Raw genomic sequence first — 25700 nt, 5'->3', positions numbered from 1 at the left:
GAGCTGGGTTTATGCCCTTCAGTACACGCCCAGCGACGGAGCGTCAGACCAGTCGGCGGTCGGCCGCCCATCGTGACAATTCGTAACGGTTGCTCATTTGGAGCTTGCGCAGGACGTTGGACACGTGGGTCTCGACGGTCTTGATCGAGATGTACAACTCCTTGGCGATCTCCTTGTACGCGTACCCCCGCGCGAGCAGCCGCAGGACCTCGCGCTCGCGGTTGGTGAGCTGGTCGAGCTCGGGGTCGGCGACCGGCACGTCGGGGCGGGAGGCGAACGCGTCGAGCACGAAGCCGGCCAGTCGCGGGCTGAACACCGCGTCGCCGTCGGCCACCCGCTTGATCGCGGCGGCCAGCTCGTCGGGCGAGATGGTCTTCGTGACGTAGCCGCGGGCGCCGGCCCGGATCAGGCCGATCACGTCCTCGGCGGCGTCGGATACCGACAGCGCCAGGAACCGCACCTGCGGGTGGCTGCGGCGCATCGCGTCGAGAACCGCGCGGCCGCCACCGTCCGGCATGTGCACGTCGAGCAGCACCACGTCGGGCTCGGCCGCCGTGATCTTGCTGATCGCCTCGGGCACCGTGCTCGCCTCGCCGATCACGTCGACGTGGGCGCCCAGCTCGGCGCGCACCCCGGCGCGGAACATCGCGTGGTCGTCGACCAGGAACACTCGGAGCCGGCCGGCCTCGGTCTCGGTCATCGTGCGGACTCCTTCCCAGCCGTCATGCTCTCTCGGGTGACCGGCAACATGAGGCGGACCTCGGTGCCCTCGCCGGGCGCGCTGCGGATCTCGGCCTTGCCGCCGTGGCGTTTCATCCGCCCGATGATCGACCCTCGGACGCCGTGGCGCGACTCCTCCACGCCGGAGATCTCGAATCCGGCGCCCCGGTCGCGGACGAAGACGCTCAGCTCGTCCGCCTCGACCTCGGCGTAGAGCGAGACGGTCTGCACGCCGGCGTGCCGGGCGGCGTTGACCAGGGCCTCGCGCGCCGCCGCCACCAGCGCGGCGACCCGCTCGTCGCACTCGGTGTCGCCGACCACCACGGTCTCGACGGTGATCGCGTACGTGTCCTCGACCTCGGCGGCGGCCTGCTCGAGCGCCGCGGCGAACCGTTCGGTCGGCGACGCCGACGGCTTGTAGAGCCAGTTGCGCAGGCTGCGCTCCTGGCCGCGGGCCAGCCGCTGCACCTCTTTGATGTCGGCCGAGTTGCGCTGGATCAGGGCGAGCGTGTGCAGCACCTGGTCGTGGATCATGGCGGCGACCTCGGCGCGCTCCTGCTCGCGGATGCGGCCCTCGCGCTCGGCCCGCAGCTGGTTGAACATGCGCCAGAGCAGCGGCGCGGCGACCACGCCGACCCCGAGCAGGCCGACCAGCGCGAAGATCACGCCGTTGACGACCGAGGAGAGCGAGCCGGCCGGGGCGTAGACGGCGACCACGCCGATGATGCCGGTCGCGACCAGCACGCCGCCGCCGATGAAGCGGAACAGGAAGAACCGGCGGTCGCTCTCCGCGACCACCGCCGCCAGCCAGGGCGTCTGCGGCAGGTTGCCGCTCCAGTGGCCGCGGCGGGACGGGTCGGACTGGTGCCAGATGATGCCGGCGCCGACCGCGACGACCGCGATCAGCCAGCCGACCGTGCCGGCCACGCTGTTCTTGAAGACGAGCGCCTGCAGCAGCACGACACCGAGGCCGATCGCCGCGAACGGCAGAAGCATGGCCAGATCGCGTCGCGGCGGCGAGGCATCGGTGGGAACCTGTTGCGGCAGGACCGCCCAGAAGGCCGCATAGAGAAGAAGGCCGAGGCCGCTGAACCCGAGGAGAACGACCAGCGCGATGCGGACCGCCAGCAGCGGAAGACCCAGATGCTCGGCCAGACCGGCGGCGACCCCGGCGATGATCCGGTGGTCGCGCGGCCGGTACAGCCGGCGCGTGGGTGGGGTGACTGCGGTGGCGATGACTCCTCCTCGGTGTCGTCCTCCGATCGTCACACGTCCCGGCGTCCCGGGCCACGGGGAATGTCCCCCGGTATCGGGGCCCCCGGATCTCAGGGTGGCCTCAGGGTCGGCGCCGGAAGCATCTCAGGCCCGGCCTCGGACAGGATCGATGGCATGACCGACGAAGCCGACCACACCGCACCCCCACCGCCCGGCGCCACCACCACTTCGTCGGGCACCACTCCGCCGCCGCCGTTCCCGGGGCCGTCCTTCTCCCGGGAGCACCTGGTGCGGCCGAAGCAGGGCCGTTACGTCGCCGGCGTCTGCGCCGCGCTGGCCCGGGCCACCAACACCGACCCGGTGCTGTGGCGCGTGCTGATCGCCGTGCTCGGCATCCTCAGCGGCGTCGGCGTCCTGCTCTACCTGATCGGCTGGCTGATCATCCCGGCCGAGGGCGAGCCCGCGTCGCCGATCGAGTCGCTGCTCGGCAAGGGCCGCTCGGGCATGGCGCCGATCACCGTGGTGCTGCTCGGCGCCGCCGCGGTCGTCTCGTTCGGCTTCATCGTGCACGACGGGATGCGGGCGAGCCTGCTGGCCGCCGCCGTCATCGTCGGCGCGGTGCTGCTGATCAAGCGCGGCACCCCCGGCCCGGGCCCGGGTCCGGCGCCCGGCGCGACGTTTCCGCCGCCCGCCGATCCCGCGGCCGCGCCGCCGCCTCCGCCGTTCACCGCTCAGGGCTTCCCTCCGCCGTTCACCGCTCAGGGCTTCCCTCCGCCGGCTCCCGCCGCGCCCGCGCCCCCATCGGCCGAGGAGCCGGTGACCGAGCCGATCCCGGTTCCGCCGCCGTCGTTCCCGCCGCCGTCGTTCCCGCCGCCGGTCAGCGGCTACCGGCCGCCGTTCGCACCGCACGGCCCGTGGGGCGCGCAGCCGCCGCAGTACCAGGCGCCGCAGCCGCGCCCGCCGAAGCAGCCGAAGCCGCCCCGCGAGCGCTCCAAGCTCGGCCGCCTGACGTTCTTCGCGGTCGTCGTGGTGATCGGCCTGATGGCCGCGTTCGACATGGCCGGCGCCAGCATCGCGGTCTCCGCCTACTTCGCGGCCGCCCTGGTGACCATCGCGCTCGGCCTGATCGTCGGCGCCTGGTTCGGCCGGGCCCGCGGGCTCATCGCGCTGGCCCTGCTCGCCTCGCTCGGCCTCGGCATCTCCACCGGCGTCGAGCGCTGGGGCGGCCAGGTCGGCAACAGCGTCTACCGTCCGCAGACCGTCGCCGAGATCGCCGACCGCTACGACTTCACGGCCGGCAACGCCACGCTCGACCTGCGCGGCATCAACTTCACCGGCCAGCAGCAGGCGGTCACCCTGACCATGAAGGTCGGCCAGATGCGGGTGCTGCTGCCGGAGACGGTCGACACCACGGCCACCCTGTCGCTCGACAACGGCCGCGGCATGATCCTGGGCAAGGTCTACGACAACGGCAGCGTCTCCAACCAGTCGGTCACCGACCTCGGCACGGACGGTCCCGGTGGCGGCAGCCTCAAGCTCGACCTGCAGATGGACACCGGGAACGTGGAGGTCATCCGATGAAGCCGCACCGCACCGACGGCGTCTCGCTGAGCTTCGGAGTGATCTTCCTGCTGGTCGCGATCTGGTGGGCCGTCTCCCGGGTGGTCACCATCCACCTGCCGGCCGTGGGCTGGCTGGTGGCCGGCGCGCTGATCATGTTCGGCGTGATCGGGCTGCTCGGGGCGATCCGCTCCGGCCGACGCCCGGCGCCGCAGCCGGTGCCGGCGGTGGCCGAGCAGGCCGCCACCGAGCCGGAGATCCCCGGCGACCTGCCGCCCGAGATGCACGCGTCGATCGTGCGCGAGCTGCTCGAGGAGCCCACCGAGCGGTTCCGGAAGGAACATCCCGAAGCCGACACCGAACGGCCACAGCAAAGCTGACCACGCCGCCCGCGAGCCTCGCTCGCGGGCGGCGCAATATGCTCGGCGTCATGACCCCGTACCCCGCCGTGTCCAAGGCACCCATCGTCGGCATCGGCAGCACGGCCGCCCGCGCCCTCACCGCCGAGTTCGCCCGGCACAACGCGGCCACCTCGGCGCTGGTCGTCGGCGCCGATCACGCGTCGCTCGTGGTGGCGTCCGCCGTCGAGGCGCTCCTCCCGGGCGACACGCTGACCCTGGTGGCCGGCGAGCGCAGCACCGCCGACCTGCTCCGCGACCACATCGAGGGGCTGGGCAGCTGGATCGCCGACCGCGTCAAGGTGGTCGACGCCCTCGACGAGGCGCAGCCGGCCGACGTGGTGATCGTCGGCGAGCCGGTCACCGGCACCGCGCAGGAGGTCCGGGCGCTGCTCGACCGGCTCGGCAAATACCTGACCGACGGCGCGGTGGTCACGCTGGCCACCCCCGCGGTGCCGGGGCGCACCGGCGGGGCGGCGGCCGAGCTCTTCCGGCAGGGCGCACTCTTCGGAGTCGGTTCCGACCTGGTCGTACGCAACTCGCCGCCGCTGCGGGTGCACAAGCTCCGCTTCACGGCCGCCGACCCCAAGGTCGCGAGCACGCTCGCCCCGGCGTACCGGCCGTCGAGCGTGCCGGTCACCCGCGGCATGCACATCGACTCCAACGGGGTGGCCGCCGCCGGCATCGCCCTCGGCCTGGCCGCGCTGGCCCGCTCGGCCCGGCCCAAGAGCAAGCTGTGGCTGCTTCCGGCGCTGGCCGCCGCGCCGGTGGCCGCGTTCTTCCGCGACCCCGAGCGCGAGACGCCGACCGACCCGGCCGCGGTCGTGGCGTCGGCCGACGGACGCGTGCTCTCGGTCGAGCGGATGACCGACGCCCGCTTCGGCGAGGGCGAGTTCCTGCGGATCGCGGTCTTCTTGTCGGTGCTCGACGTGCACGTCAACCGGGTGCCGGTGGCTGGCCGGGTGGCCGACTACTTCGTCGAGGAGGGCGGCTACGCGAACGCGATGACGGCCGCGGCCGAGCACAACGTGGCGGCCTACACGGTGCTCGACACCGAGCGCGGCACGGTCGTGGTCGCCCAGCGCACCGGGCTGATCGCCCGCCGCATCGTGCAGCGCGTGCCGGTCGGCACGCTGGTCGCCCGCGGCGAGCGGATGGGCCTGATCCGCTTCGGCTCCCGCACCGACGTCTACCTGCCGGCCGACAAGGCGGAGCCCCTGGTGGCCGTCAACGAGAAGGTGATCGGCGGCGCCTCGGTGATCGCCCGCTGGCTCTGACGACGGACAGGGAAAGGGCCGCCCGGAGATCCGGGCGGCCCTTTCGCGTTGCTGAGATCAGGCGGTGCGCTTGGCGCGCGCCCACATGACCGGTCCGCTGACCAGGTAGGCCAGCACCGCGGCCGCGAAGGTGAGCCGCGGGTCGACCAGGGCGCCGACCGCCGGGAGCAGCCAGATCCACGGCGGCAGCTTCAGCAGGCGGGCGAGCTTCGCGTACGGGAAGCTCGAAACCATCGCGAAAGCCAGCACCGCGACGCCGCCGAGCAGTACCGGGCCGGGCAGCGGCAGGTCGATCAGCACGGTGACGGCCAGGACGGCGGCCGCCATCGTGGTCGGGACGCCGCAGAAGAACTTGCCGTCCTTCGGCGAGACGTTGAAGCGGGCCAGCCGGATCGCGGCGCAACCGGCCACCAGCACGCACGCGACGGCGGCCGCGGGCGTCGGCACCGAGTGGGCCAGCGAGGCGTAGACCACCACGGGGGCGGCCAGGCCGAACGAGCACATGTCGGCGAGCGAGTCCATCTGCGCGCCGAACGGGCTGGCGACGCCGAGCTTGCGGGCCAGCGCGCCGTCGAGGCCGTCGAAGGCCACGCAGGCGACCAGGCAGACCGCGGCGGTACGGACGTTGCCCTGCATCGCCATGAAGATCGCGAGGAGCCCGAGGCTCAGGCTCGCCAGCGTGCAGCCGTTGACCAGGGCGAAGCGCAGCCGGCGCGCGACGGTCTGCTCACCGGGCAGCAGTGGGACGGTCTTGGCGACCACCTGAGCCGGCTCGACCAGGGCGGGCTCGACCAGAGCCGGCTCGGTCAGAGCGGGAAGGGCCATCACTTCGAGAGCGGGGCGCTCGAGAACGGGACCGGTGTAGATCACCTCTGCCCGCGTGGCGGTGGCGGCACGCCCGGAGTCTCCGGGACGGCGGGCCACCCGCACCAGCAGGGCCTGCCGGGCGATGGTGCCGCCGCGGCGCAAACGGCCAGCCCAACGGCGGCCGGCGGGACGGGGACTATCCGTCGAACGACGCCGGCGCCAAGGGGTACTCGGCACGTGTTTCCTCCATGAATCGGTCTGCCCACCTGCATATTTGCGGTGGGTCGTGGCCCCGTAGCCCCTCGTGCACTGCTGTTCCGGGCGTTTGGGGGGTTACACCATTGCACAGCCGCACGACCTTGGCGAGAGATCGGACGACAGCCTTCGGTACGTGGGAGCGAGCGTTTCAGACGCGGCTTGTGAGGATTTTAACGCGCCCGTTCCGCAACGATTCGGTCTACAGCTTCGCGGGCCAGCTCCGTCAGCGGCATCTGATCGATCTCCTCCCGGGTGAACCAGCCCGCCTCGGCGGTGGATCCCCCGGCATCCTCGGTCACTACCGGTTCTGTCGGCGCCTCGACCAGAACCCTGAACAGGACACGGATGACGTGCCAGTCGATCGGCACCCCTTCCGGTCCAACGGCCGACGGGTCGTAACGATGCCCGACGCCGAGCAGACCGGTCACCCGCCCGTGTTGCGATGTTTCTTCCAACAACTCGCGGTGGAGTGCTTCTTCCGGGGTTTCACCATGATCTGTGCCACCGCCGGGAAGATGCCATAGTCCGGCGCCGGGGTAACCCTGGGCGATCTTGGCGAGCAGGATCCGGCCGTACGGGTCGGTGGCCGCCGCGTAGGCGCCGAAGCGCTGGACCCGCTGCGGCCGCGCGAGCTCCTCGCCCTCACCCGAAATAGCCGAAATGCCGGAATCATCGGGCTGCCCGAGGACCGCCGCCGTGAACGGCATGAGCGCCAGTGAAGACGGATCGGCGACCCACTCGACGAGATCGGTGGTGCCCTCGATCTCGGCCCGCAACGACCCGCCGACGACCGTCACGTCGTACACGATCCGGTCGGTGTGCTCGAGATCGCCGCTCGGCAGCCGCGCCAGATCGGCGGTGACCGTGCGCAGGCCGTCGAGGCGCACCTCGAAGCCGGTCTCCTCGCGAAACTCACGCACGGCCGCGTCGTCCGGATGCTCGCCCTGCTCGACGCCGCCGCCGGGCAGCGTCCAGAGGCCGGGGAACTCGCTGAGCTCCGAGTTCCGGGCGAGGAGCACCCGCCCGGACCCGTCGCGGCAGACGCCGTACGCGCCGACTCTCCTGATCTTCACCTGATCAGGTTAGCCGCGCCTTCCGCAGCGCCTCGGCGGTCACCTCGGTGAGCTGCTCCTCGCCGAGCTGAACGACCTCCTTGAGCGGCATCCAGCGAGCCTCGGAGGTCGAGCCGCCGACGTCCTTGACGATCACCTCGGTCGGGTCGTCGACGATCACCCGATAGAAGGCCCGCACGCCGTGCCAGTCGATCGGGTAGCCCTCGGGACCGAGCGAGGCCGCGTCGCGGTGGCTGGCCACGCCCATCAGCTCGACGATGCGCCCCTCCTGGCCGGTCTCCTCGACCAGCTCGCGGATCAGCGCCGGCCCCGGCTGCTCGCCGTAGTCGGTCCCGCCGCCGGGCAGGTGCCAGCGCCCCTCGCCCGGGTAGCCGGGGGCGATCCGGGTGAGCAGCAGGCGGGTGTCCTGGGCGTCGGTGGCGATCGCGTAGGCCGCGAAGCGCTGCGCCCGGTGCAGCCCGTCCGGCCCCGGGTAGGCGTAGAAGGACGGGAACGTGGGGGCGACGTCGGGCCGCAGGTCGCCGGAGGCGGCGCCGAGCCCGAGCGCCTCCGCCGCGAACGGCCGGAGTTTCAGCCGTTCCGCCTCCTCGAGGGTGTGCCACCGGGCGAGGTCGGTGGGGTGGCCGACCCGGTCGACGAGCGTGCCGCCCCGGATCGACACCGAGTAGATGAGGCGGTCGGTGTGGATGGTGACGCCACGGTGCGGCAGCGACCGCATGTCGGCCAGCACGTCGCGCAGCCCGGTCACGGCCACGGACAGGCCGGTCTCGGCCGCAGTCTCGCGGACGACGGTGTGGTTGGGATCTTCGCCATGATCGACTGCGCCGCCGGGGAGCGACCAGACGCCGGGGGTGCCGGAGCGGCTCGAGGCTCGGACGAGCAGCACACGACCGTCGTCGTCGGTGGCGACGGCGTACGCGGCGATTCGCCGAAGTGGTTCCAGTGCGGGGGTCACGGGCGGCAATTCTGCCCGGTTTATGTTACCTGCAGAAAACGTCTGTCAGATTCCTGACAGCGTGATGGCGAAGAGTAACCGCAGATCAGAGCGTTGACGCACACTCGACGCACCCGGTCGGTTACCGGTAGTGTCCGGAATTTCGGATCTTGTACGGCCCACATTTCAGGGTTCTTCTCGGGGCTGTCACCGAGGTTCTGGGGCCCGCCGCGCGGTCACCATGGGTGCATGACTGACGCACCTTACCGCCGCCTCCTCCGTCCCCAGGACGACCGCATCGTCGCCGGCGTCTGCAGCGGGATCGGACGATACTTCGGCGTCGACCCGGTGCTGATCCGGGTCGCCTTCGCTATCTTCGCCGTCGTCACCTGGGGCGTGGCGCTGATCGCCTACCCCGTGTGCTGGTTCCTCATCCCGGAAGAGCCGGCGCCGGTCGCCCCGGGCCCGGCGCCGCACGTCTGGCCGAGGTGAGAGCCGGGGTCACTCCCACTCGATGGTGCCCGGCGGCTTGCTCGTGACGTCGAGGACCACCCGGTTGATCTCGCGCACCTCGTTGGTGATGCGGGTCGAGATGCGGGCGATCAGGTCGTACGGCAGGCGGGACCAATCCGCCGTCATCGCGTCCTCGCTGGAGACGGGCCGCAGCACCACCGGGTGACCGTAGGTGCGGCCGTCGCCCTGGACGCCGACGCTGCGCACGTCGGCCAGCAGCACGACCGGGAACTGCCAGACGTCACGGTCCAGGCCCGACGCGGTCAGCTCCTCGCGGGCGATCAGGTCGGCCGCGCGCAGGATGTCGAGCCGGTCGCGGTCGACCGCGCCGATGATGCGGATGGCCAGGCCCGGGCCCGGGAACGGGTGCCGGTGGACCATCTCGTCGGGCAGGCCGAGCTCGGCGCCGAGCGCGCGCACCTCGTCCTTGAACAGCGTGCGCAGCGGCTCGATCAGCGAGAACTGCAGGTCGTCGGGGAGGCCGCCGACGTTGTGGTGGGACTTGATGTTCGCGGTGCCGGTGCCGCCACCGGACTCGACCACATCCGGGTAAAGCGTGCCCTGGACCAGGAACTCGATGTGCCGCTCGGCGTCCAGCTCGCGGGCCGCGGCCTCGAACGTACGGATGAACTCCCGCCCGATGATCTTCCGCTTCTGCTCGGGGTCGGTGACGCCGGCGAGATGGCCGAGGAAGACGTCGGACGCGTCGACGACCTTGAGCCGGATGCCGGTCGCGGCCACGTAGTCCTTCTCGACCTGCTCGGCCTCGCCCGCGCGCAGCAGGCCGTGGTCGACGAAGACGCAGGTGAGCTGGTCGCCGATGGCCTTGTGCACGAGGGCCGCCGCGACCGCCGAGTCGACGCCGCCGGAGAGGCCGCACAGCACCTGCTTGTCGCCGACCTGGGCGCGGATCGCGGCCACCTGGTCGTCGATGATGTTGCCGGCCGTCCAGGTCGGCTCGATGCCGGCGATGTCGTAGAGGAACCGCTTGAGCATCTCCTGGCCCTGGTCGGTGTGCGCCACCTCGGGGTGGAACTGCACGCCGGCCCGCTTGGCCGTGATGTTCTCGAAGGCGGCGACGGGCGCACCGGGCGTGGAGGCGGTGACCGCGAAGCCCTGGGGCGCGACGGCCACGCTGTCGCCGTGGCTCATCCACACCGGCAGATCGGCCGGCAGGTCCCGCAGCAGGGTGCCGCCCTGGGCGGTGAGCAGGGTCCGCCCGTACTCCCGGGAGCCGGTGTGCGCGACGTTGCCGCCGAGCGCCTGGGCCATCGCCTGGAAGCCGTAGCAGATGCCGAAGACCGGCACCGCGTTGTCGAACAGCGCCGGGTCGAGCGACGGCGCGCCCACCTCGTAGACGCTGGAGGGGCCGCCGGAGAGGATGATCGCGGCCGGGTTCTTCGCGAGCATCTCGGCGACCGGCATCGAGTGCGGCACGATCTCCGAATAGACCCGCGCCTCGCGGACGCGGCGGGCGATCAGCTGGGCGTATTGGGCGCCGAAGTCGACGACAAGCACGGGGCGCGGAGTACTCACCCGGCGAGTTTACCGACGAGCCCGGAAGCGGTCCCGAGCGGTCAGCGCCGGACGAGGGCGGTACGGAGGTTGCCGACCCGGTCGTAGGCGCGGATCACGACCGACTTGGCCCGGGCCGGGATCGGGAAGCCGTGCAGGTACCCGGCGTACCGGGAAGTGACCTTGCCGTTGACGACCAGCTCGAGGCGCGCGACGCCGGACGTGTCGGAGGCCCGGACCCGGATGAACCGCGCCTGGGGATAGATTTTCATGGTCGGAGCGGTGTGGTCGGCGTGGGGCAGCGCCGCCAGCGCCCGCAACGCGTCCACCCGCCCGCCGGTCAGCGCGGTACGGATGTCGGCGGCCGACGGCGCCGGATCGGTCGAGGCCAGCAGGCCCGCGATCCCGGCCACGAACGGCGTCGCCGAGGACGTGCCGCAGTACTCGCCGAGGGAGCCGTCGCGCTGCTGGGCCGGGTTGCAGCCGGGCGCGGTCACGTCGACCCAGCTCGGGCCGTAGTTGGACCACGAGTAGCGGGCGTCGTGCTCGTCCACGCCGCCGACCGAGAGCACCGACGGGATGGCCCCCGGGTAGTGCGGCTGCGGCGAGCCCTGGTTGCCGGCCGCGGCGACGACCAGCGCGCCCTTGGCGTCGGCGTAGGTCACGGCGTCGCGCAGCAGCGGGCTGTCGTCGTTGCCGCCGAGCGAGAGGCTGATGATCGCGGCGCCCTGGTCGGCCGCGTAGCGGATGCCGTCGGCGATGTCGGCGTAGTTGCCGCCGCCCTTCGCGTCCAGCACCTTGACCGGCAGGATCCGGCAGTACCAGCAGACGCCGGCGATGCCGATGCCGTTGTAGCCGGCGGCGGCCGCGACCCCGGCCGCCATCGTGCCGTGGCCGTTGTCGTCGCGGGGGTCGTCGTCGTCGTTGACGAAGTCGTGCCCGGGCCGCAGCCGGCCGGCCAGGTCGGGCAGCGGGCTCACGCCGGTGTCGACGATCGCGATCGTGACCCGGGATCGGCCCTTCGTCACCGACCAGGCCTCGTTGACCCGGGTACGCATGACGCCCCACTCGCGGGCGTAGCCGGGGTCGGTGGGCCGGAGCGCGGCCGCGGCCGGGGCGGCGACCGTCGCCGGAACCACCAGCGTGCCCGCCACCAGGAGACCCGCCAGGATCCGTCGCATGCCCACCCCCGAGACGAAGAGAGCCGGCCATGATCGGCCGGCTCCCTCACGTTCGGTTCGTGGTCTGACCGTTCCGGTCGATCCCGGGTGCGGTCGGGTTGCGCCTAGTTGTCGGCGATCACCGTCCGGGTCAGGGTCCGCAGGTTGCCGGCCTTGTCGTAGAGCTTCACGGTGAGCTTGACCGAACCCTTGCGGCCGGCCGAGTTCCACTTGACCGACCACGGCGCCGCGATGCCCTGCCCGACGTAGACCTCGTTGTCGACGAACAGGTAGGCGAGCCGGATGCCCGACATGTTGTCGGCGACGTTCAGCGGCGTGACCGTGACGGTGCCGCGCACCTTGGCGTTCTCCGCCGGCGAGATGCCGGTCGAGGTCGGCGGGGTGGTGTCGGTGCCGGCCCAGATCGCCTTGGCCGCGTTGACCTTGCCGAACTTCAGCCAGCCGCCGATCGGCGTGGCGGTCGACTCGATTGCGTGCTCCATCGACCAGCTCTGCCAGCTCGGGTGCACGGCCTTCACCAGGCCCGCGATGCCGGCGACGATCGGCGACGAGAACGACGTGCCGGCCTCGCCGGTGCTGTAGTTCCCGTTCGGGTCCATGCCCGCCACGATGCCGGGGGCGGCCACGTCGACCCACTCGCTGCTGCCGTTGGTGAACGGCGCCCGCGAGTTGGTGCCGGTCGTGCAGGTCGGGTCGGTGTCGAAGTTCGGGCAGCGGTTGGTGGCGCCGACCGCGAGCACGTCCGGCAGCGCGGCCGGGTACGACTTGGCCGAGGTGTTCTCGTTGCCGGCCGCCGCCACCACCAGCACGCCGTTGCGGTTGGCGAAGGCGATCGCGTCGGCGAGCACCTGGCCGTAGTCCGGGCCGCCGAGCGACAGGTTGATGATCCGCGCGCCGTTCTTGGCGGCCCAGGTGATGCCGTTGGCGATCGTGCTGTCGGTGCCGGAGCCGGTCCGGTCGAGCACCTTGACCGGCATGATCTTGCACTGCCAGCAGACGCCGGCCATGCCCTGACCGTTGTTGCCGCGGGCCGCGACCAGCGAGGCGACGGTCGTGCCGTGGCCGACGTCGTCGGTCGGGGTGGCGTCGTTGTGGACGAAGTCGTAGCCGGCCGTGACCGCGCCGGCCAGGTCGCCCACGGCGGTGACGCCGGTGTCGATGACCGCGACCGTGACGGCGGACGAGCCGGTGGTGGAGTGCCAGGTGGCCGGGAGGCCGACCTCCTTGAGCTCCGGCTGGAGGTTCGCGGCGAACATCGGGTCGTTCGGCAGCAGGTCGCCGTACGCCTTGCGCACGTGGTCGACCTCGACGTAGGCGACGCCGGGGTCGGCCTTGAGCGAAGCGATCATCGATTTGCTGCGCGCGGCCGGCACCTGCACCGTCGTCGCGTTCAGGTCGCCGAGATCGCGACGGCTCGCGCCGGCCGCGGACATGGTCCGGACCGCGGAGGTGGTCGCCGCGCCGTGCTTGTAACCGACGACCAGGTGGACCGGCGGCGTGTTCCGCGTGTCGGCGAAGGCGTTCGCTTGAGCGCCCGCCAGGCCGGCGGCGACGATGGCCGTGACCAGGCCGGTCACCGCGATACGTCGTGGAGTGAAGTGCATCGAAGGCCCCGCTTCTTCCCCGTGGATGGCCGCGACAGCGTACGGGTCGATACGGTGCCGTCCCATACCCGTTTCACCTTTCGGGATCTTGGGCCATTGAGCAGGTGGAAGGCGTCCTCTACTGTTCCGCTGTGCGGAATCGGAAGTTGCTGTGGTCGATCGTCGGCGCGGTCGTGGTCGTGCTGCTCGGCGGCGGCGGGATCGCCATCGCGGTCAGCCGCGGGTCGCATGCTTCGCCGGCCGCCGCTCCCTCGTCACCGCCGTCGCCTTCCGCGTCGCCGTCGCCGTCGCCCTCGCCGACGCCGTCCCCCACCGAGCAGCCCGGCTCGGACATCACCGGTCCGCTCGATCTCGTGCTGCTCGGCGTCGACACCCGGGTGACCATTCCGGACTGGGAGCCGCATTCCGACACGATCATGCTGCTGCACGTCGAGCCCGGGCTGAAGAAGGCCTATCTGTACTCGTTGCCGCGCGACCTGCGGGTCAAGATGCCGGCGTTCGCCAAGGCCGGGTTCGGCGGCGGGACGTACAAGCTGACCGAGGCGATGAGCCGGGGCTCGAAGCTGCCGGGCAGCAAGCAGCACAGCGTCGAGCAGGGGTACCAGCTGCTGCTGCGGACGCTCACCGCGTACACGGGAATCAAGGAGTTCCAGGCGGGCGCGATCCTCAACTTCGGTGGGCTGGAGGCGCTGGTCAACAAGCTGGGCGGCATCGACATGACGGTCGACGAGAAGGTGAAGTCGCACCACCGCCGGCCCGATGGGACATTCCGGACGCTGGTGCCGGGCGGTGGGGACTACTCCGGGCCGCAGGCCACCTATCTGCCGGGCAAGCGGCACTTCATCGGGTGGCAGGCGATCGACTACGCGCGGCAGCGGTACGGGCTGCCGAACGGCGACTACGATCGCACGCGTCACCAGCGGCAGCTCGTCCGGGCGATCCTCGGCAAGGCGATGGACCAGGGTCTCGCCGCCGATCCAGGCAAGCTCCGGGGCGTGATCACGGCGCTCGGCAAGTCACTGGTCTACGTCGGGGGACGAACACCATTGGAGTACGCGTACGCGTTGCGCAACCTCCAGCCGGCCGGCATCACGCTGGTCGGGCTGCCGGGCAGTGGCGTGGGCAGCGGAGGCGGCTACCTCGGCGAGAAGCTGACGGCCGAGGGCAAGGGCTTCCTGACCGCGGTCGCCAACCGGCAGGTCGGGCCGTACCTGGCCGCGCACCCGTCACTGGTGAACAAGTGATCAGGGCTTGGGCGGCGCCTTCGTCCCGTACAGCCAAGCCTGGAAGAACTCGTCGAGGTTCTGGCCGGAGACCTTCTCGGCGAGGCTGATCATGTCCGCGGTGGTGGCGTTGCCGTCCCGGTACTGACTGGTCCAGGTGGTGAGCAGCCGGTCGAAGGCGGCGTCGCCGATGGTCTTGCGCAGGGCGTAGACGGTCATGCCGCCGCGGTCGTAGACGGCGCTGCCGAACAGGTGGGCCACGCCCGGGTCGCCGGGCGCCTGGGACCAGTCGTAGCCGTTGTACATGCTGGTGAAACTGTCGGCGACCGAGGGGCCGCCGGCGTGCTCCTGCCACAGCCACTCGGCGTACGTGGCAAAGCCCTCGTTGAGCCAGATGTCCTGCCAGCGCTCGAGCGCCACGCTGTCGCCGAACCATTGGTGGGCGAGCTCGTGCGCCACCACCACCGGGTTCTCCTCGGCGAAGAACCCCTGGCCGTAGGTCGGCCGCGACTGGGTCTCGAGGGCGTAGCGGATCCGGTTGTCGTCGACCACGATGCCGCCGTACGCGTCGAACGGGTACGGCCCGAACTTGGTGGCCAGGAAGTCGGTGATCTCGCCGGTCCGCGCCACCGACTTGGCCGCGGGGCCGTTGGCCGGCAGCGACTCCGGCACCGCGGTGACCATCGGCTTGCCGTCGTGGGTGCCGGTCTCGACCCGGTACTTGCCGATGACCACGGTGGACAGATAGCTGGCCAGCGGGGAGCTCTCGGTCCACCGCCAGGTCGTCCAGCCGCCGGCGCTGGTCCTCTCCCCGGGCACGCCGATGCTCAGCGCGGTCAGGCCGTCCGGGACGGTCATCGCCAGCTTGAAGGTCGCCTTGTCGGAGGGGTGGTCGTTGACCGGGTACCAGGTGCTCGCCGACTCGGGTTGGCCGAGGGCGATCGCGCCGTCGGCCGTGCGCAGCCAGCCGCCTTCGCCGAGCGTCTTGTTGGCGAGCTGGCCCGGGGTGCCGCCGTAGTCGACGACGACGGTGAAGCCCTCGCCCTTCGGCAGGCCCTTGGCGGGAGTGATCACGAGCTCGTTGCCCGCCGCCTTCGAGGTCGCCGGTGTGCCGTTGACGGTGACCGCACTGGCCTTCAGGTGCGCGAGATCGAGGTCGAACTGCGACAAGTCCTGCGTGGCGGTCGCGGTGATCGTCGCCTTCCCGGTCAGGTCCCCTTTTTTCGGGTCATACCGGACGTCGAGGTCATACCCCGCGACGTCGTAGCCGCCATTGCCGTAGGTCGGGAAGTAGGGATCCCCGGCCCCGGGCGCGCCGGGGCGGAAGTCGTAGCTGCGCGCGGACTTGGCCGGCTTCGCTTCCGAATCCGCCGAGCACGCGCCGAGCGTCAACGCCACAGCCAGAACGGCCGCCGGCCCGATGCGCATGTCTTATTCGTCCTACTTGTCGAGGACGAGGGCGACCTTCTGGAACTCCTTGACGTCGCGGTAGCCGCACTTGGCCATCGCCCGCCGGAGCCCGCCGAAGAGGTTGAGCTGGCCGTCGGGCCGGTCGGCCGGGCCGAAGAGCAGCTCCTCCAGCGTGCCGTCGGGCTCGCCGGCGATGCAGAAGCCACCGCGCGGCAGCGACGGGTGGCTCGCCGCCGAGTGCCACCAGGCGCCGCCGGCCGGGGCGCCCTCGGCCAGCGACAGCGGCTCGCCGAGCATGACCGCGTCGGCGCCGCAGCCGATCGCCTTCGCTATGTCGCCCGACGTGCTGATGCCACCGTCGGCGATCAGGTGCACGTACCGGCCGCCGGTCTCGTCCAGGTAGTCGCGGCGGGCAGCGGCGGCGTCGGCGATCGCGGTCGCCATCGGCACCCGGATGCCGAGGACCGTGTCGGTGGTCGACCACTCGTCGGCCCCGACCCCCACGATCACGCCGGCCGCACCCGTACGCATCAGGTGCAGTGCGGTCTTGTAGTCGGTGCAGCCGCCGACGATGACCGGCAGGTCGAGGTCGGCGATGAACTCCTTGAGGTTCAGCGGCTCGTCGGTCGTCGAGACGTGCTCGGCGCTGACCAGCGTGCCCTGGATGACCAGCAGGTCGACGCCGGCGTCGAGCACGACCGGGGCCAGCGCGAGCGTGTGCTGCGGCGAGACCCGGACGGCCACGGTCACGCCGCCCTCCCGCATGGTCCGCACCCGCTCGGCGATCAGGTCGGGCCGGATCGGCTCCGAGTACACCTCCTGGAGGCGCTTGGTCGCGTCGGCGTCCTCGTCGAGCGACGCCAGCTCCTCCAGGATCTTGGTGGGGTCCTCGTACCGCGTCCAGAGGCCCTCGGCATTGAGCACGCCCAGGCCGCCGAGACGGCCCAGGGCGATCGCCGACTCCGGGCTCATGGTGGCGTCGGACGGGTGCGCGACGCACGGGATCTTGAACGGATACGCGTCGACGCGCCACTCGGTGGACACGTCGTCCACGTCGCGGGTGCGCCGGCTCGGGACGATGGCGATGTCGTCCAGGTGGTAACCGCGCTGAGCGGTCTTGCCGAGACCGATCTCCACGACGTCACGCATTTGTCTCAGTCCAGTCTTTGTCAGCGGGAGTGGTAGTTCGGAGCCTCGACGGTCATCTGGATGTTGTGCGGGTGGCTCTCCTTGAGACCGGCAGCGGTAATCCTGATGAGCTGCCCGCGCTCCTGCAAGTCGGTGATGGTCTCGGCGCCCGAGTACCCCATCGCCAGGCGCAGGCCGCCGACCAGCTGAGCGACCACACGCGACAGCGGGCCGCGGTAGGGCACCTGGCCCTCGACGCCCTCCGGCACCAGCTTCTCCTCGGGCACGTCGTGCTGGAAGTAGCGGTCCTTCGAGTACGACTTGGCCTGGCCCCGCGACTGCATGGCGCCGAGCGAGCCCATCCCCCGGTACGACTTGTACTGCTTGCCGTTCACGAAGATCAGGTCGCCCGGGCTCTCCTCCGAGCCGGCCAGCAGGCCGCCGAGCATCACGGTCTCGGCGCCGGCCACGATCGCCTTGGCGATGTCGCCGGAGTACTGGATGCCGCCGTCGGCGATCACCGGGACGCCGGCCGGGCGGCAGGCGCGGGCGGCCTCCATCACGGCGGTGATCTGCGGTACGCCGACGCCGGCCACGATCCGGGTCGTGCAGATGGCGCCCGGGCCTACGCCGACCTTCACCGCGTCGGCGCCGGCCTCGACCATCGCCTTGGCGCCGGCGAAGGTCGCCACGTTGCCACCGATGATGTCGGTGGCGGTGTCGCGCTTGAGTCGGGCGATCATGTCGAGCACCTGCCGCTGATGGCCGTGCGACGTGTCCACGATGATCGCGTCGACGCCGGCCTCGATCAGGCCACGGGCCCGCTTGTACGACTCGTCGCCGACGCCGATCGCGGCCGCCACCCGCAGCCGGCCCTGCTCGTCCTTGGTGGCCAGCGGGTACTGCTCGGACTTGGTGAAGTCCTTCACCGTGATCAGGCCGCGGAGCCGGCCGCCCTCGTCGACCAGCGGCAGCTTCTCGACCTTGTGCCGCTGCAGCAGGGTGAGCGCGTCGTCCTTGCTGACTCCGACCGGCGCCGTGATCAGCGGCGACTTGGTCATCACCTCGCGCACCTTGACGTTCTCGTCGGTGACGAACCGCATGTCGCGGTTGGTCACGATGCCGACCAGCGTGCCGTCGCCGTCCACGACCGGGACGCCGGAGATCCGGTAACGGGCGCACAGCGCGTCGACCTCGCGGAGCGTGTCGTCGGGGCTGCAGGTGACCGGGTTGGTGATCATGCCGGACTCGGACCGCTTGACCAGGTCGACCTGGGCCGCCTGGTCCTCGGCCGAGAGGTTGCGGTGCAGGACGCCGATGCCGCCCTCGCGGGCCATCGCGATCGCCATGCGGGCCTCGGTCACCGTGTCCATGGCGGCGGACAGCACCGGGATCGTCAGGCCGATGTTTCGCGTCAGGCGGCTGTTGGTATTGACCCGGCTCGGCACGATGTCCGATTCGACGGGTTGGAGCAGCACGTCATCGAAGGTCAGACCGAGCGGAACCGTACGGGCCGAGTCGCTTTCCACGGAGCATCCCTTACTGCCGGAAGACGGATGGTTCATCGTACCCATCCGGCCGGTGCGCTCTCGTGGGACGGACAGGACGTGCGGGCCGGCACACATCCGATGAGAGGTGAGTACGGTAAAGGGGTGCAGGATGAGCCCATCGACCCCTTCAACGGCGACCCGACCGACCCCGCGGCCGGGCTCGACGACCTCGCCGACGACGAGGAGACCGAGCCGCTGACCGAGGCCGAGCGGCAGGACGTCCTCGAGGACCTCTCCGACCTCGAGATCTACCAGGCGCTGTTGAGCCCCACCGGCATCCGTGGGCTGGTCATCGAGTGTGAGGACTGCCACGAGCCACACTACTTCGACTGGGACCTGCTCCGGGGCAACCTGCGCCATCTGCTGTCGAGCGGGCGTCCGCGCGTGCACGAGCCGGCCTACGACCCCGACCCCGACCACTACGTGACCTGGGAGTACGCGAGGGGCTACGCCGACGGCGTGCACGACACACTCACCGAAGGGACCGACGACGAGTAGCAGGAGTCGCCGGTCCCCCGGGCGTTCCTAGGCGACCAGTCCGGCCCGGAAGCCGGCCGCCACCGCGTGCGCGCGGTCGCGGGCGCCGAGCTTGCGGAAGAGCCGCCGGGCGTGGGTCTTCACGGTGTCCTCCGAGACGAAGAGCTCGCGGCCGATCTCCGCGTTGCTCTTGCCGTCGGCCATCCCCCGCAGCACCTGCAGCTCGCGCTCGGTGAGCGTGAGCCGCCGCCCGGCCGGCGCCGGGTCGGCCACCCCGACCTGGGTCTCGTTGCCCGGCCACGCCACCATCGGCCGGCCGGTGGCCGGATCGATCGGGGCGTCACCACGCTGGGCCGGCACCATCGGCGAGTTCGGCAGCATGGCCGGCACCGCCGCGGCGTTGGGCGCGCCCATGCCGATGCCGTTCTGATAGGCCGCGCGGGCGGCCGGCGAGTTGTTGTTCCGCGCACCGCCGGCGACCCCCGCCGGCTGTGCGTTCGTGCCGTTGATCGGCATGCCCTGCGGCCGGACCGGCAGCAGGAGCAGCAGCAACGCCTTGGCGACGACGCTGACCAGGTCGTGCTCGACGCCGCGGATGACGCCACGGGCGCCGGCCGCCACGGCCGCCGCGGCGACCCGCGGGTCTTCGGCGCCGAAGAGCACCAGCTGGGCCTGGGGCGCGCGGGCAAGGACGCGCCGGGTGAAACCGACGCTGTCGGGACGGGTCACGGCGGTGTCGGCGAGGACCACTTCGGCCGGCCGTTCAGCCAGCCGGATCATGGCCTCGGTCTCGCTGACCGCGGTCCGGACGACGCCGGTCATGCCGAGCCGGGCCGCGGTGGACGCGACGGTCTGGGCCGCCAGCGGGGTACGGACGCACACGAGGACGGTACGCACAGTGATCCTCCTTCTCTCTCAGAGGAGATCACGCGAGGGCCGCAGCATTACGCGCTTTAGATGGAAAAAATGGGAAAGATCGGTATCAGTTGCTTGGTCGATGTCATGCGGCTCGTGAAGACATCGAAGATGCGGGTGTGAGCCGGGGATCACCGGGGTAACACCGCGGCAGGCCTGAGCAAGGCCCCTCATGACCGAGGAGGGTGTTAGATGTCGAACGTTCGCAGACTGCCCGGGCCGATCGCCGACCTGTGGGACTGGCAGCGCCTCGGTCTGTGCCGCGGCCGGGACAGCGCGCAGTTCTTCCACCCCGACGGCGAGCGCGGTTCGTCCCGCAACCGGCGGGAGGCGAAGGCCAAGGCCATGTGCGGCGCGTGCCCGGTCCGGGCCGAGTGTGCCGCCCACGCCCTTGCGGTGCGCGAGCCGTACGGGGTCTGGGGAGGTTTCAGCGAAGCGGAGCGGCTGCGGCTGCTCGCGGTCGGCTGGGAGGACCTCGCCGATCGGCATCACGGACGTGTCGACCTTCCTCGGCTCGAAGCCCGCCTCGGCCGGCCCCACAAGTCGGCCGTGCCGGCGCAGCGACAGGCGCCGGCGGCCTGAGACCGCTTGGCCCGAGGCATCACCCCGACGACCCGGTCCCCGGATGGGGGCCGGGACGCGTTGTTCGACGGTTCTTCGACAACCGCATCGGTGGACATGCAAGCCACCGTATGAGCGACTTGCGCAAACGAGTCGGACCCTTTGTACGTCCTTCAACCAATGGCACTCAGCCCACGGTGACCTGCACGGAATGCCACCCCGAGGCGCCGTTCGGAGCGGGTGACGCCGGCGTGCTCGTCTGCGTCTGCCCGGAGCCGTCGGTTGCCCGTACGCGGATCGTGTGCTTACCCTCCGTCGCCTCCCAGCGGTAGCTCCACTGCCGCCAGGTGTCGCTCGTGACCATCGTGGCCAGCGTCGCCTCCGCCCACGGCGCGTCGTCCACCTGCACCTCGACCCGGCTGATCCCGCGATGCTGCGCCCACGCGACGCCGGCGATCACCACGGTCCCCGGATCCCGCTGCGCCCCGTCACGCGGCGTGTCGATCCGCGACTCGGTCTTGATCGGCGCCTGCTGCGACCACCCGCGCGGCACCCAGTAGGCGTCGAAGTCCTCGAACCGGGACAGCTCGATCTCGGTGATCCACTTGCAGGCGCTGACGTACCCGTACAGGCCGGGAACCACCATCCGCACCGGAAAGCCGTGCGCGACCGGCAACGGCTCGCCGTTCATCCCGATCGCCAGCAGTGCGTCCCGCCCGTCCCGCAGCGTCGCCGTCGGGCTGCCGCACGTCCACCCGTCCACCGACCGCTGCACCACCTGATCGGCCCCCGGCAGCGGGTCGGCCTCGTCGAGCAGCTCCTTGATCGGCGTACCGAGCCACCGGGCGTTCCCGATGAGATCCCCGCCCACCTCGTTCGAGACGCAGGTGAGCGTGACGTACCGCTCGATCATGGGCCGCTGCAGCAGCTCCGCCCAGGTGATCGTGATCGGGTTGCGCACCATCCCGTGGATCCGCAGCTGCCACGTCGCCGGGTCGACCTGCGGCGGGTAGAGCGAGGTGTCGATCCGGTAGAAGTCCTTGTTGGACGAGACGAAGGGCGTCGCACCCGGCGCCTGCACGCCACTCGGCAGCGGCGCCACGGTCTGCCGTGGCTCCGGGAGCACGACCGCCGCACGGGCCTTGGTGACCGCCTTGCGCGAGGTGAGCAGCCGTCCGCCGATCCCGGCGACCAGGGCGACGCCGGCCGTGATTCCCAACGCTCGCAGAAAGCGGCGCCGGCTTCCCGCGTTCATCATCCCGTACGCGTCGGGAGCCGGCCTGTGGATGTCGGTCCCGGAATTGTCGTACCCGGCCGCCAACCTGCCCCCACCCAGTTCCGGGGTGGGGTCGGTAGGGCCGGCGCTGTGGACAGCCGTTCCCGAAGTGTCGTATCCGCCCGCTAACGTCGCCCCACCCAGTGCCGGGGTGGGGGTGCGAAGGGCGGCCGGCTCACCCGTCACGGTGATCTCGGCGTCGGCCAGTTCCAGCAAATAGTGCAGGACGACGACCGCCACGCCCGCACCCACCAGCGACGGCAGCGCCGCGAGGGGGCCGGCGTCGTGCCGGGTCAGCGCCGCCGCCACCCCGATCGCCGCGAAGAGCGCGATCCCGATCAAGCCGAGCCGCCACCGCCGCACCGCCACCACGCCGAGCCCGAACGCATAGGCGGCGAGCAGGATCGCCGTCCCGGTGATCAGCGCCGTCTTGTCGTGCACGCCGAAGACCCGGACGCCGAAGTCCTTCACCGCCGGCGGCACGTTGTCGACCACCACACCGCCGACCGCCAGCAACGGCGCCGACAGCGGCCCGGTCCCGACCGCCACCAGCTCGGCGATGCCCACGGCCGCGCCGGCGGCCGCCACGCCGGAGAGCCCGGCGCGCACCGAAAGATTCACACCCTCATCGTGCTCCGCCGCCGGCCGGTTCGACGAGCGCCGGACCCGCTCGTCACCAATTCATAAGAACCGCCCCGCTGTGCACCGTCGGGGCTCAGCCGACCGGGTCCTCGAGGAGGTGTTCGAAGGCCAGCTCCGCCGCCCCGATCAGGGCCGCGTCGTAGCCGAGCTCCGGGGTGCGCAAGCGGATGTGCTCGCGGCAGGCCGGCAGCGCGATCGCGTTCAGGCGGCTGCGGATCTGCGCGGCCGCCACGAGGTACACGTCCCGGAGGGTGCCGCCGAAGATGACGGCCTCCGGGTTGAAGATGTTGACCAGATTGCCGACGCCGAAGCCGATCCACTCCCCGACCTGGCGCACGGCGAACTGGGCCTGACTGTCCCCGCGCATGGCCGCGTCGACCACGCCGAGCACCGCGTCGCGGCCCGTCTTGTCGGACCGGCCGGCGTGCTTGAGCAGCGCGTACTCGCCGATCTCGGTCTCCCAGCACCCGCGCGAGCCGCAACTGCACTCCCGGCCGTACGGGTTGACGACCATGTGCCCGACCTCGCCGCCGTAGCCACCGTGCCCGGCCACCCGCCGGCCGTCGGCGATGATGCCGGCGCCGACGCCCACGTCGCCGTACAGGTAGACAACGTTGTCGCAGCCGACCGCGGCGCCCCGTGCGTACTCCACCAGGGCCGACACGTCGGCGTGGTTGCCGACGGTCAGCTTGCCGGAGTCGCCCAGCTCGGCGCGCAGCGCGGCGCCCACCGGCTCCTCGACCCAGCCGATCGTCGGCGCGAGCCGGACCATGCCGTCGTCGCGCCGGACCATGCCGGCCACCGCGACGCCGGTGCCGACGTAGCGGGCGTCGTCGGGCACGTCGGCGCGCATCTCGCGTACGAAGTCCGCCAGTGGCTGCACCGCGTCGAGCACCTGCATCCCCCGCGGCCGGTCGGTCTCCCGCCGGTCCAGGATCTGGCCGCCGAGCCCGACCCGGGCCGCGCGCAGGCGGTCCACCTCGATGCTCAGCGCGTACGCGTAGACCTTGGACGACTCGGGCCGGACGACCAGCGAAGGTCGCCCGGCCCGGCCGGTCTCCCGCGGCGCCTCCTCGCTGACCAGTCCCGCGGTGGTCAGCTCGGCGGTCAGGGCCCCGATGGTGCTGCGGTTCAGTCCGAGCCGGCTGGTGAGCTCCGCCCGGGACGTCGCGCCGTGCACGTGCACGTAGCGCAACAGAGTCCCGAGATTGTGCCGGCGAACCTCCTCCTGGCTGGGGCCGGCCCGCATCAGCGTGCCGTCCCCGCGCCCAGGATCACCCTCATCGGTTGCCGGTCGATGCCGCTCTGCGCCGAGCCAATGCGTCGACGCTGGCGGCGACGAGCAGGATCAGACCGGTCACGACGTACTTCGTGCCGGCCGAGTAGCCCATGAGGCCCATGCCGTTGTCGATGACCGTGATCACCGCACCACCGATGACGGCGTTGATGGCCTTGCCCTTGCCGCCGAAGAGGCTGGTGCCGCCGATGACGGCCGCGCCGACCGAGTACAGCAGGATGTTGCTGCCGCCGGTGTTGGGGTCGACCGAGTTCGCCCGGCTGACGGCCAGGATGCCGCCGATCGAGGCCATGAACGAGCCGATCACGAAGACCGAGATGCGGATCCGGTCGACCGGGATACCGGCACGACGGGCCGCCTCGGTGTTGCCGCCGACCGCGTAGACGTGCCGGCCGTACGTGGTGCGCCCGAGCACGAAGGTCCAGATGACCAGGAAGACCGCGATGATCGGGGCGACGATCGGGACGCCCTTCACCGAGTTCAGCACCGGGTTGATGCTGCGCTCCTGGGTGAGGATCGCGGTGGCCACCAGCAGGATGATCGCGAGGCCGGCGATACGCATCAGGACGATGCCCATCGGGTCGGTGACCAGGTTACGGGCCGCGCGGCTGCGCACCCGGTTGAACTGCACCGCGGCGTAGCCGACGATCGCGAGGATGGTGAGGACCCAGCTCACGATCACCGACATGTTGCCGTTGGCCAGCTTCAGCACGAAGGTGTTGGTGATCGAGACGTTCTTGCCGCCGCCGAGCAGCTTCAGCAGGATGCCCTGGAACGCCAGGAACGCGGCCAGCGTGACGACGAAGGACGGGATGCCGAACTTCGACACCAGGAAGCCGAGGACGAAGCCGATCACGATGCCGGTGACCATGGCGGCGGGGATGGCGGTGTACCAGTCCCAGCCGTGGTTGGTCAGCAGGATCGCCATGATCGCGCCACAGACGCCGGAGGCGTAGCCCGCGGACAGGTCGATCTCGCCCAGCAGCAGGACGAAGACCAGGCCCATCGCGATGAAGATGTACTGCGCGCCCTGCGAGAACAGGTTCGCGAAGTTCAGGGCGCTGAAGAAGGTGTCCCGGGCCGCGCCGAAGATGATGCAGAGGATCAGCAGGCCGAGTACGGCCGGGAGGCTGCCGAGGTCGCCGCCGCGAACCCGGCCGATGTAGTCGTTGACGTGGCTCGCGACGGTCGGCTTGACGACCTTGACGCCGCCGGCCGTGGTGGTCGTGGTGGTGCTCACTGGTCGCCTCCCGGCGTGATGTCGACGACGTCGCCGCTGAAGTCGGAGGGCTTCTCGGGCGGCAGGCCGATGTTGCCGCTCCGGCCCGCGGTGATCAGCTCGACCACCTGGGAGTGAGTCACATCGGTGGTCTTGACCTGGGCGGCCATCCGGCCGAGGTAGAGCGCCGCGATCCGGTCGGAGACCGCGAAGACGTCGTTCATGTTGTGCGAGATCAGCACGACGCCGAGGCCGTTGTCCGCGAGGCGGCGCACCAGCTCCAGCACCTGGGCGGTCTGCGCGACACCGAGCGCGGCGGTCGGCTCGTCGAGGATCACGATGCGGCTGTTCCAGAGCACCGCCTTGGCGATGGCCACGGTCTGCCGCTGTCCACCGGAGAGGCTGGCCACGAGCTGGCGCAGCGACTTCACGGTGCGGACGGAGAGGCTGGCGAGGGTGTCGCCGGCCATCTGCTCCATGGTCGGCTCGTCGAGGACGACGCCCCGCTTCTTCTCCCGGCCGAGGAACATGTTCTGGACGATGTCCAGGTTGTCGCAGAGGGCGAGGTCCTGATACACGACCTCGATGCCCAGCGCGGAGGCGTCGCGCGGGCTGTGGATCGCCACCGGGTTGCCCTCGAAGGTGACCGTGCCCGAGTCGATGGTGTAGATGCCGCTGACGCACTTGACCAGGGTCGACTTACCGGCGCCGTTGTCGCCGACGAGGGCGGTGACCTCGCCCGGGTAGACGCTGAGGCCGACGTCGTGCAGCACCTGCACGGGACCGAAGCTCTTGTCGATCCCGCTGAGCTCCAAAAGGGGTGTCGCGGCCACGGTGGTTCTCCTTCGCTTGGTGACCGGGTTCGTCGTGGCTGCGCCACAGGCGAGAAGGGTGGGGGTGGACCCAACTCCGGCGCCGCCCACGCCCTGCAGGCGTGAGCGGCGCCG

Annotated in this window: 23 protein-coding genes; 7 read left to right on the top strand and 16 right to left on the bottom strand. The window is 71.2% G+C overall.

Annotated features, from left to right (window positions below):
* Positions 1-43 precede the first annotated feature (43 nt).
* Together ACQP2F_RS04200 and ACQP2F_RS04195 are read right to left on the bottom strand one after the other, a co-directional pair.
* Positions 44-700 carry a response regulator gene (locus ACQP2F_RS04200; protein ID WP_433300771.1) on the bottom strand — a complete coding sequence of 219 codons (657 nt, stop codon included), beginning with the start codon at positions 698-700 and terminating at the stop codon, positions 44-46.
* Positions 697-1983 carry a PspC domain-containing protein gene (locus ACQP2F_RS04195; protein ID WP_433307336.1) on the bottom strand — a complete coding sequence of 429 codons (1287 nt, stop codon included), beginning with the start codon at positions 1981-1983 and terminating at the stop codon, positions 697-699. The genes ACQP2F_RS04200 and ACQP2F_RS04195 overlap by 4 nt, the downstream gene beginning before the upstream one ends.
* 126 nt (positions 1984-2109) lie before the next feature.
* Here ACQP2F_RS04195 and ACQP2F_RS04190 point away from each other — a divergent pair, with 126 nt between their 5' ends.
* From ACQP2F_RS04190 to ACQP2F_RS04180, 3 genes are read left to right on the top strand one after another with little or no spacing between them, the layout of a single operon-like run.
* Entirely contained in the window at positions 2110-3516 is a 1407-nt protein-coding gene (locus ACQP2F_RS04190) for a PspC domain-containing protein (protein WP_433300769.1), read from the top strand.
* Positions 3513-3875 carry a hypothetical protein gene (locus tag ACQP2F_RS04185; protein ID WP_433300767.1) on the top strand — a complete coding sequence of 121 codons (363 nt, stop codon included), beginning with the start codon at positions 3513-3515 and terminating at the stop codon, positions 3873-3875. The genes ACQP2F_RS04190 and ACQP2F_RS04185 overlap by 4 nt, the downstream gene beginning before the upstream one ends.
* A 50-nt stretch (positions 3876-3925) precedes the next feature.
* On the top strand, positions 3926-5170 hold the full coding sequence (locus tag ACQP2F_RS04180) for a phosphatidylserine decarboxylase (protein ID WP_433300765.1): 1245 nt from the start codon (positions 3926-3928) through the stop codon (positions 5168-5170).
* A gap of 57 nt (positions 5171-5227) precedes the next feature.
* On the opposite strand, the gene ACQP2F_RS04175 is transcribed toward ACQP2F_RS04180, so the two are convergent.
* From ACQP2F_RS04175 to ACQP2F_RS04165, 3 genes are all read right to left on the bottom strand, one after another.
* Complete coding sequence (locus ACQP2F_RS04175; RefSeq protein WP_433300763.1) at positions 5228-6139, bottom strand: CDP-alcohol phosphatidyltransferase family protein; 912 nt, start codon at positions 6137-6139, stop codon at positions 5228-5230.
* Between the two features lie 266 nt (positions 6140-6405).
* On the bottom strand, positions 6406-7254 hold the full coding sequence (locus tag ACQP2F_RS04170) for an NUDIX domain-containing protein (protein WP_433300762.1): 849 nt from the start codon (positions 7252-7254) through the stop codon (positions 6406-6408).
* A gap of 58 nt (positions 7255-7312) precedes the next feature.
* Entirely contained in the window at positions 7313-8263 is a 951-nt protein-coding gene (locus tag ACQP2F_RS04165) for an NUDIX hydrolase (protein ID WP_433300760.1), read from the bottom strand.
* 228 nt (positions 8264-8491) lie between these two features.
* Between ACQP2F_RS04165 and ACQP2F_RS04160 the strand changes: the two genes are divergently transcribed.
* Positions 8492-8734: a PspC domain-containing protein gene (locus tag ACQP2F_RS04160; RefSeq protein ID WP_433300759.1), complete on the top strand. Its 243-nt coding sequence runs from the start codon at positions 8492-8494 to the stop codon at positions 8732-8734.
* Between the two features lie 9 nt (positions 8735-8743).
* On the opposite strand, the gene guaA is transcribed toward ACQP2F_RS04160, so the two are convergent.
* From guaA to ACQP2F_RS04145, 3 genes are all read right to left on the bottom strand, one after another.
* Positions 8744-10291, bottom strand: a complete 1548-nt coding sequence (gene guaA / locus ACQP2F_RS04155) for a glutamine-hydrolyzing GMP synthase (protein WP_433300758.1) — start codon at positions 10289-10291, stop codon at positions 8744-8746.
* 41 nt (positions 10292-10332) lie between these two features.
* The gene (locus tag ACQP2F_RS04150; protein WP_433300756.1) at positions 10333-11451 is read right to left on the bottom strand and encodes a S8 family serine peptidase; all 1119 of its coding nucleotides are present in this window, start codon (positions 11449-11451) and stop codon (positions 10333-10335) included.
* Between the two features lie 104 nt (positions 11452-11555).
* Positions 11556-13121 (bottom strand): S8 family serine peptidase, encoded by a 1566-nt coding sequence (locus ACQP2F_RS04145; protein WP_433300754.1) that lies wholly within the window; start codon positions 13119-13121, stop codon positions 11556-11558.
* 65 nt (positions 13122-13186) lie between these two features.
* Between ACQP2F_RS04145 and ACQP2F_RS04140 the strand changes: the two genes are divergently transcribed.
* Positions 13187-14299, top strand: a complete 1113-nt coding sequence (locus ACQP2F_RS04140) for an LCP family protein (protein WP_433300752.1) — start codon at positions 13187-13189, stop codon at positions 14297-14299.
* Here ACQP2F_RS04140 and ACQP2F_RS04135 read toward each other — a convergent pair whose 3' ends face one another.
* From ACQP2F_RS04135 to guaB, 3 genes are read right to left on the bottom strand one after another with little or no spacing between them, the layout of a single operon-like run.
* Positions 14300-15706, bottom strand: coding sequence for a M1 family metallopeptidase (locus ACQP2F_RS04135; RefSeq protein ID WP_433300750.1), 1407 nt, complete (start codon positions 15704-15706; stop codon positions 14300-14302). It abuts the gene before it with no gap.
* Between the two features lie 12 nt (positions 15707-15718).
* Entirely contained in the window at positions 15719-16837 is a 1119-nt protein-coding gene (locus ACQP2F_RS04130; RefSeq protein ID WP_433300748.1) for a GuaB3 family IMP dehydrogenase-related protein, read from the bottom strand.
* 20 nt (positions 16838-16857) lie between these two features.
* Entirely contained in the window at positions 16858-18390 is a 1533-nt protein-coding gene (guaB, locus tag ACQP2F_RS04125) for an IMP dehydrogenase (RefSeq protein ID WP_433300746.1), read from the bottom strand.
* A gap of 78 nt (positions 18391-18468) precedes the next feature.
* Between guaB and ACQP2F_RS04120 the strand changes: the two genes are divergently transcribed.
* The gene (locus ACQP2F_RS04120) at positions 18469-18864 is read left to right on the top strand and encodes a DUF5319 domain-containing protein (protein WP_433300744.1); all 396 of its coding nucleotides are present in this window, start codon (positions 18469-18471) and stop codon (positions 18862-18864) included.
* A 27-nt stretch (positions 18865-18891) separates the two neighbouring features.
* Here ACQP2F_RS04120 and ACQP2F_RS04115 read toward each other — a convergent pair whose 3' ends face one another.
* A complete protein-coding gene (locus tag ACQP2F_RS04115; protein ID WP_433300742.1) occupies positions 18892-19740 on the bottom strand; it encodes a response regulator transcription factor in 849 nt (282 codons plus the stop codon).
* A gap of 210 nt (positions 19741-19950) precedes the next feature.
* On the opposite strand from ACQP2F_RS04115, the gene ACQP2F_RS04110 reads away from it, so the two are divergent.
* Positions 19951-20340, top strand: coding sequence for a WhiB family transcriptional regulator (locus ACQP2F_RS04110; protein WP_433300740.1), 390 nt, complete (start codon positions 19951-19953; stop codon positions 20338-20340).
* 166 nt (positions 20341-20506) lie between these two features.
* On the opposite strand, the gene ACQP2F_RS04105 is transcribed toward ACQP2F_RS04110, so the two are convergent.
* From ACQP2F_RS04105 to ACQP2F_RS04090, 4 genes are all read right to left on the bottom strand, one after another.
* Positions 20507-22216: a molybdopterin-dependent oxidoreductase gene (locus ACQP2F_RS04105; RefSeq protein ID WP_433300738.1), complete on the bottom strand. Its 1710-nt coding sequence runs from the start codon at positions 22214-22216 to the stop codon at positions 20507-20509.
* Between the two features lie 94 nt (positions 22217-22310).
* Entirely contained in the window at positions 22311-23486 is a 1176-nt protein-coding gene (locus ACQP2F_RS04100; protein ID WP_433300736.1) for an ROK family protein, read from the bottom strand.
* A gap of 31 nt (positions 23487-23517) precedes the next feature.
* Positions 23518-24774, bottom strand: a complete 1257-nt coding sequence (locus ACQP2F_RS04095) for a sugar ABC transporter permease (RefSeq protein WP_433300735.1) — start codon at positions 24772-24774, stop codon at positions 23518-23520.
* The gene (locus ACQP2F_RS04090) at positions 24771-25586 is read right to left on the bottom strand and encodes an ATP-binding cassette domain-containing protein (protein ID WP_433300733.1); all 816 of its coding nucleotides are present in this window, start codon (positions 25584-25586) and stop codon (positions 24771-24773) included. The genes ACQP2F_RS04095 and ACQP2F_RS04090 overlap by 4 nt, the downstream gene beginning before the upstream one ends.
* Positions 25587-25700: the final 114 nt, after the last annotated feature.

The sequence above is a fragment of the Actinoplanes sp. CA-030573 genome, from assembly GCF_050951115.1.
In the GTDB taxonomy this organism is placed as follows: domain Bacteria; phylum Actinomycetota; class Actinomycetes; order Mycobacteriales; family Micromonosporaceae; genus Actinoplanes.
The sequence above is the reverse complement of the archived record's forward strand: the minus strand, read 5'-3'. Positions and strand labels throughout refer to the sequence as shown.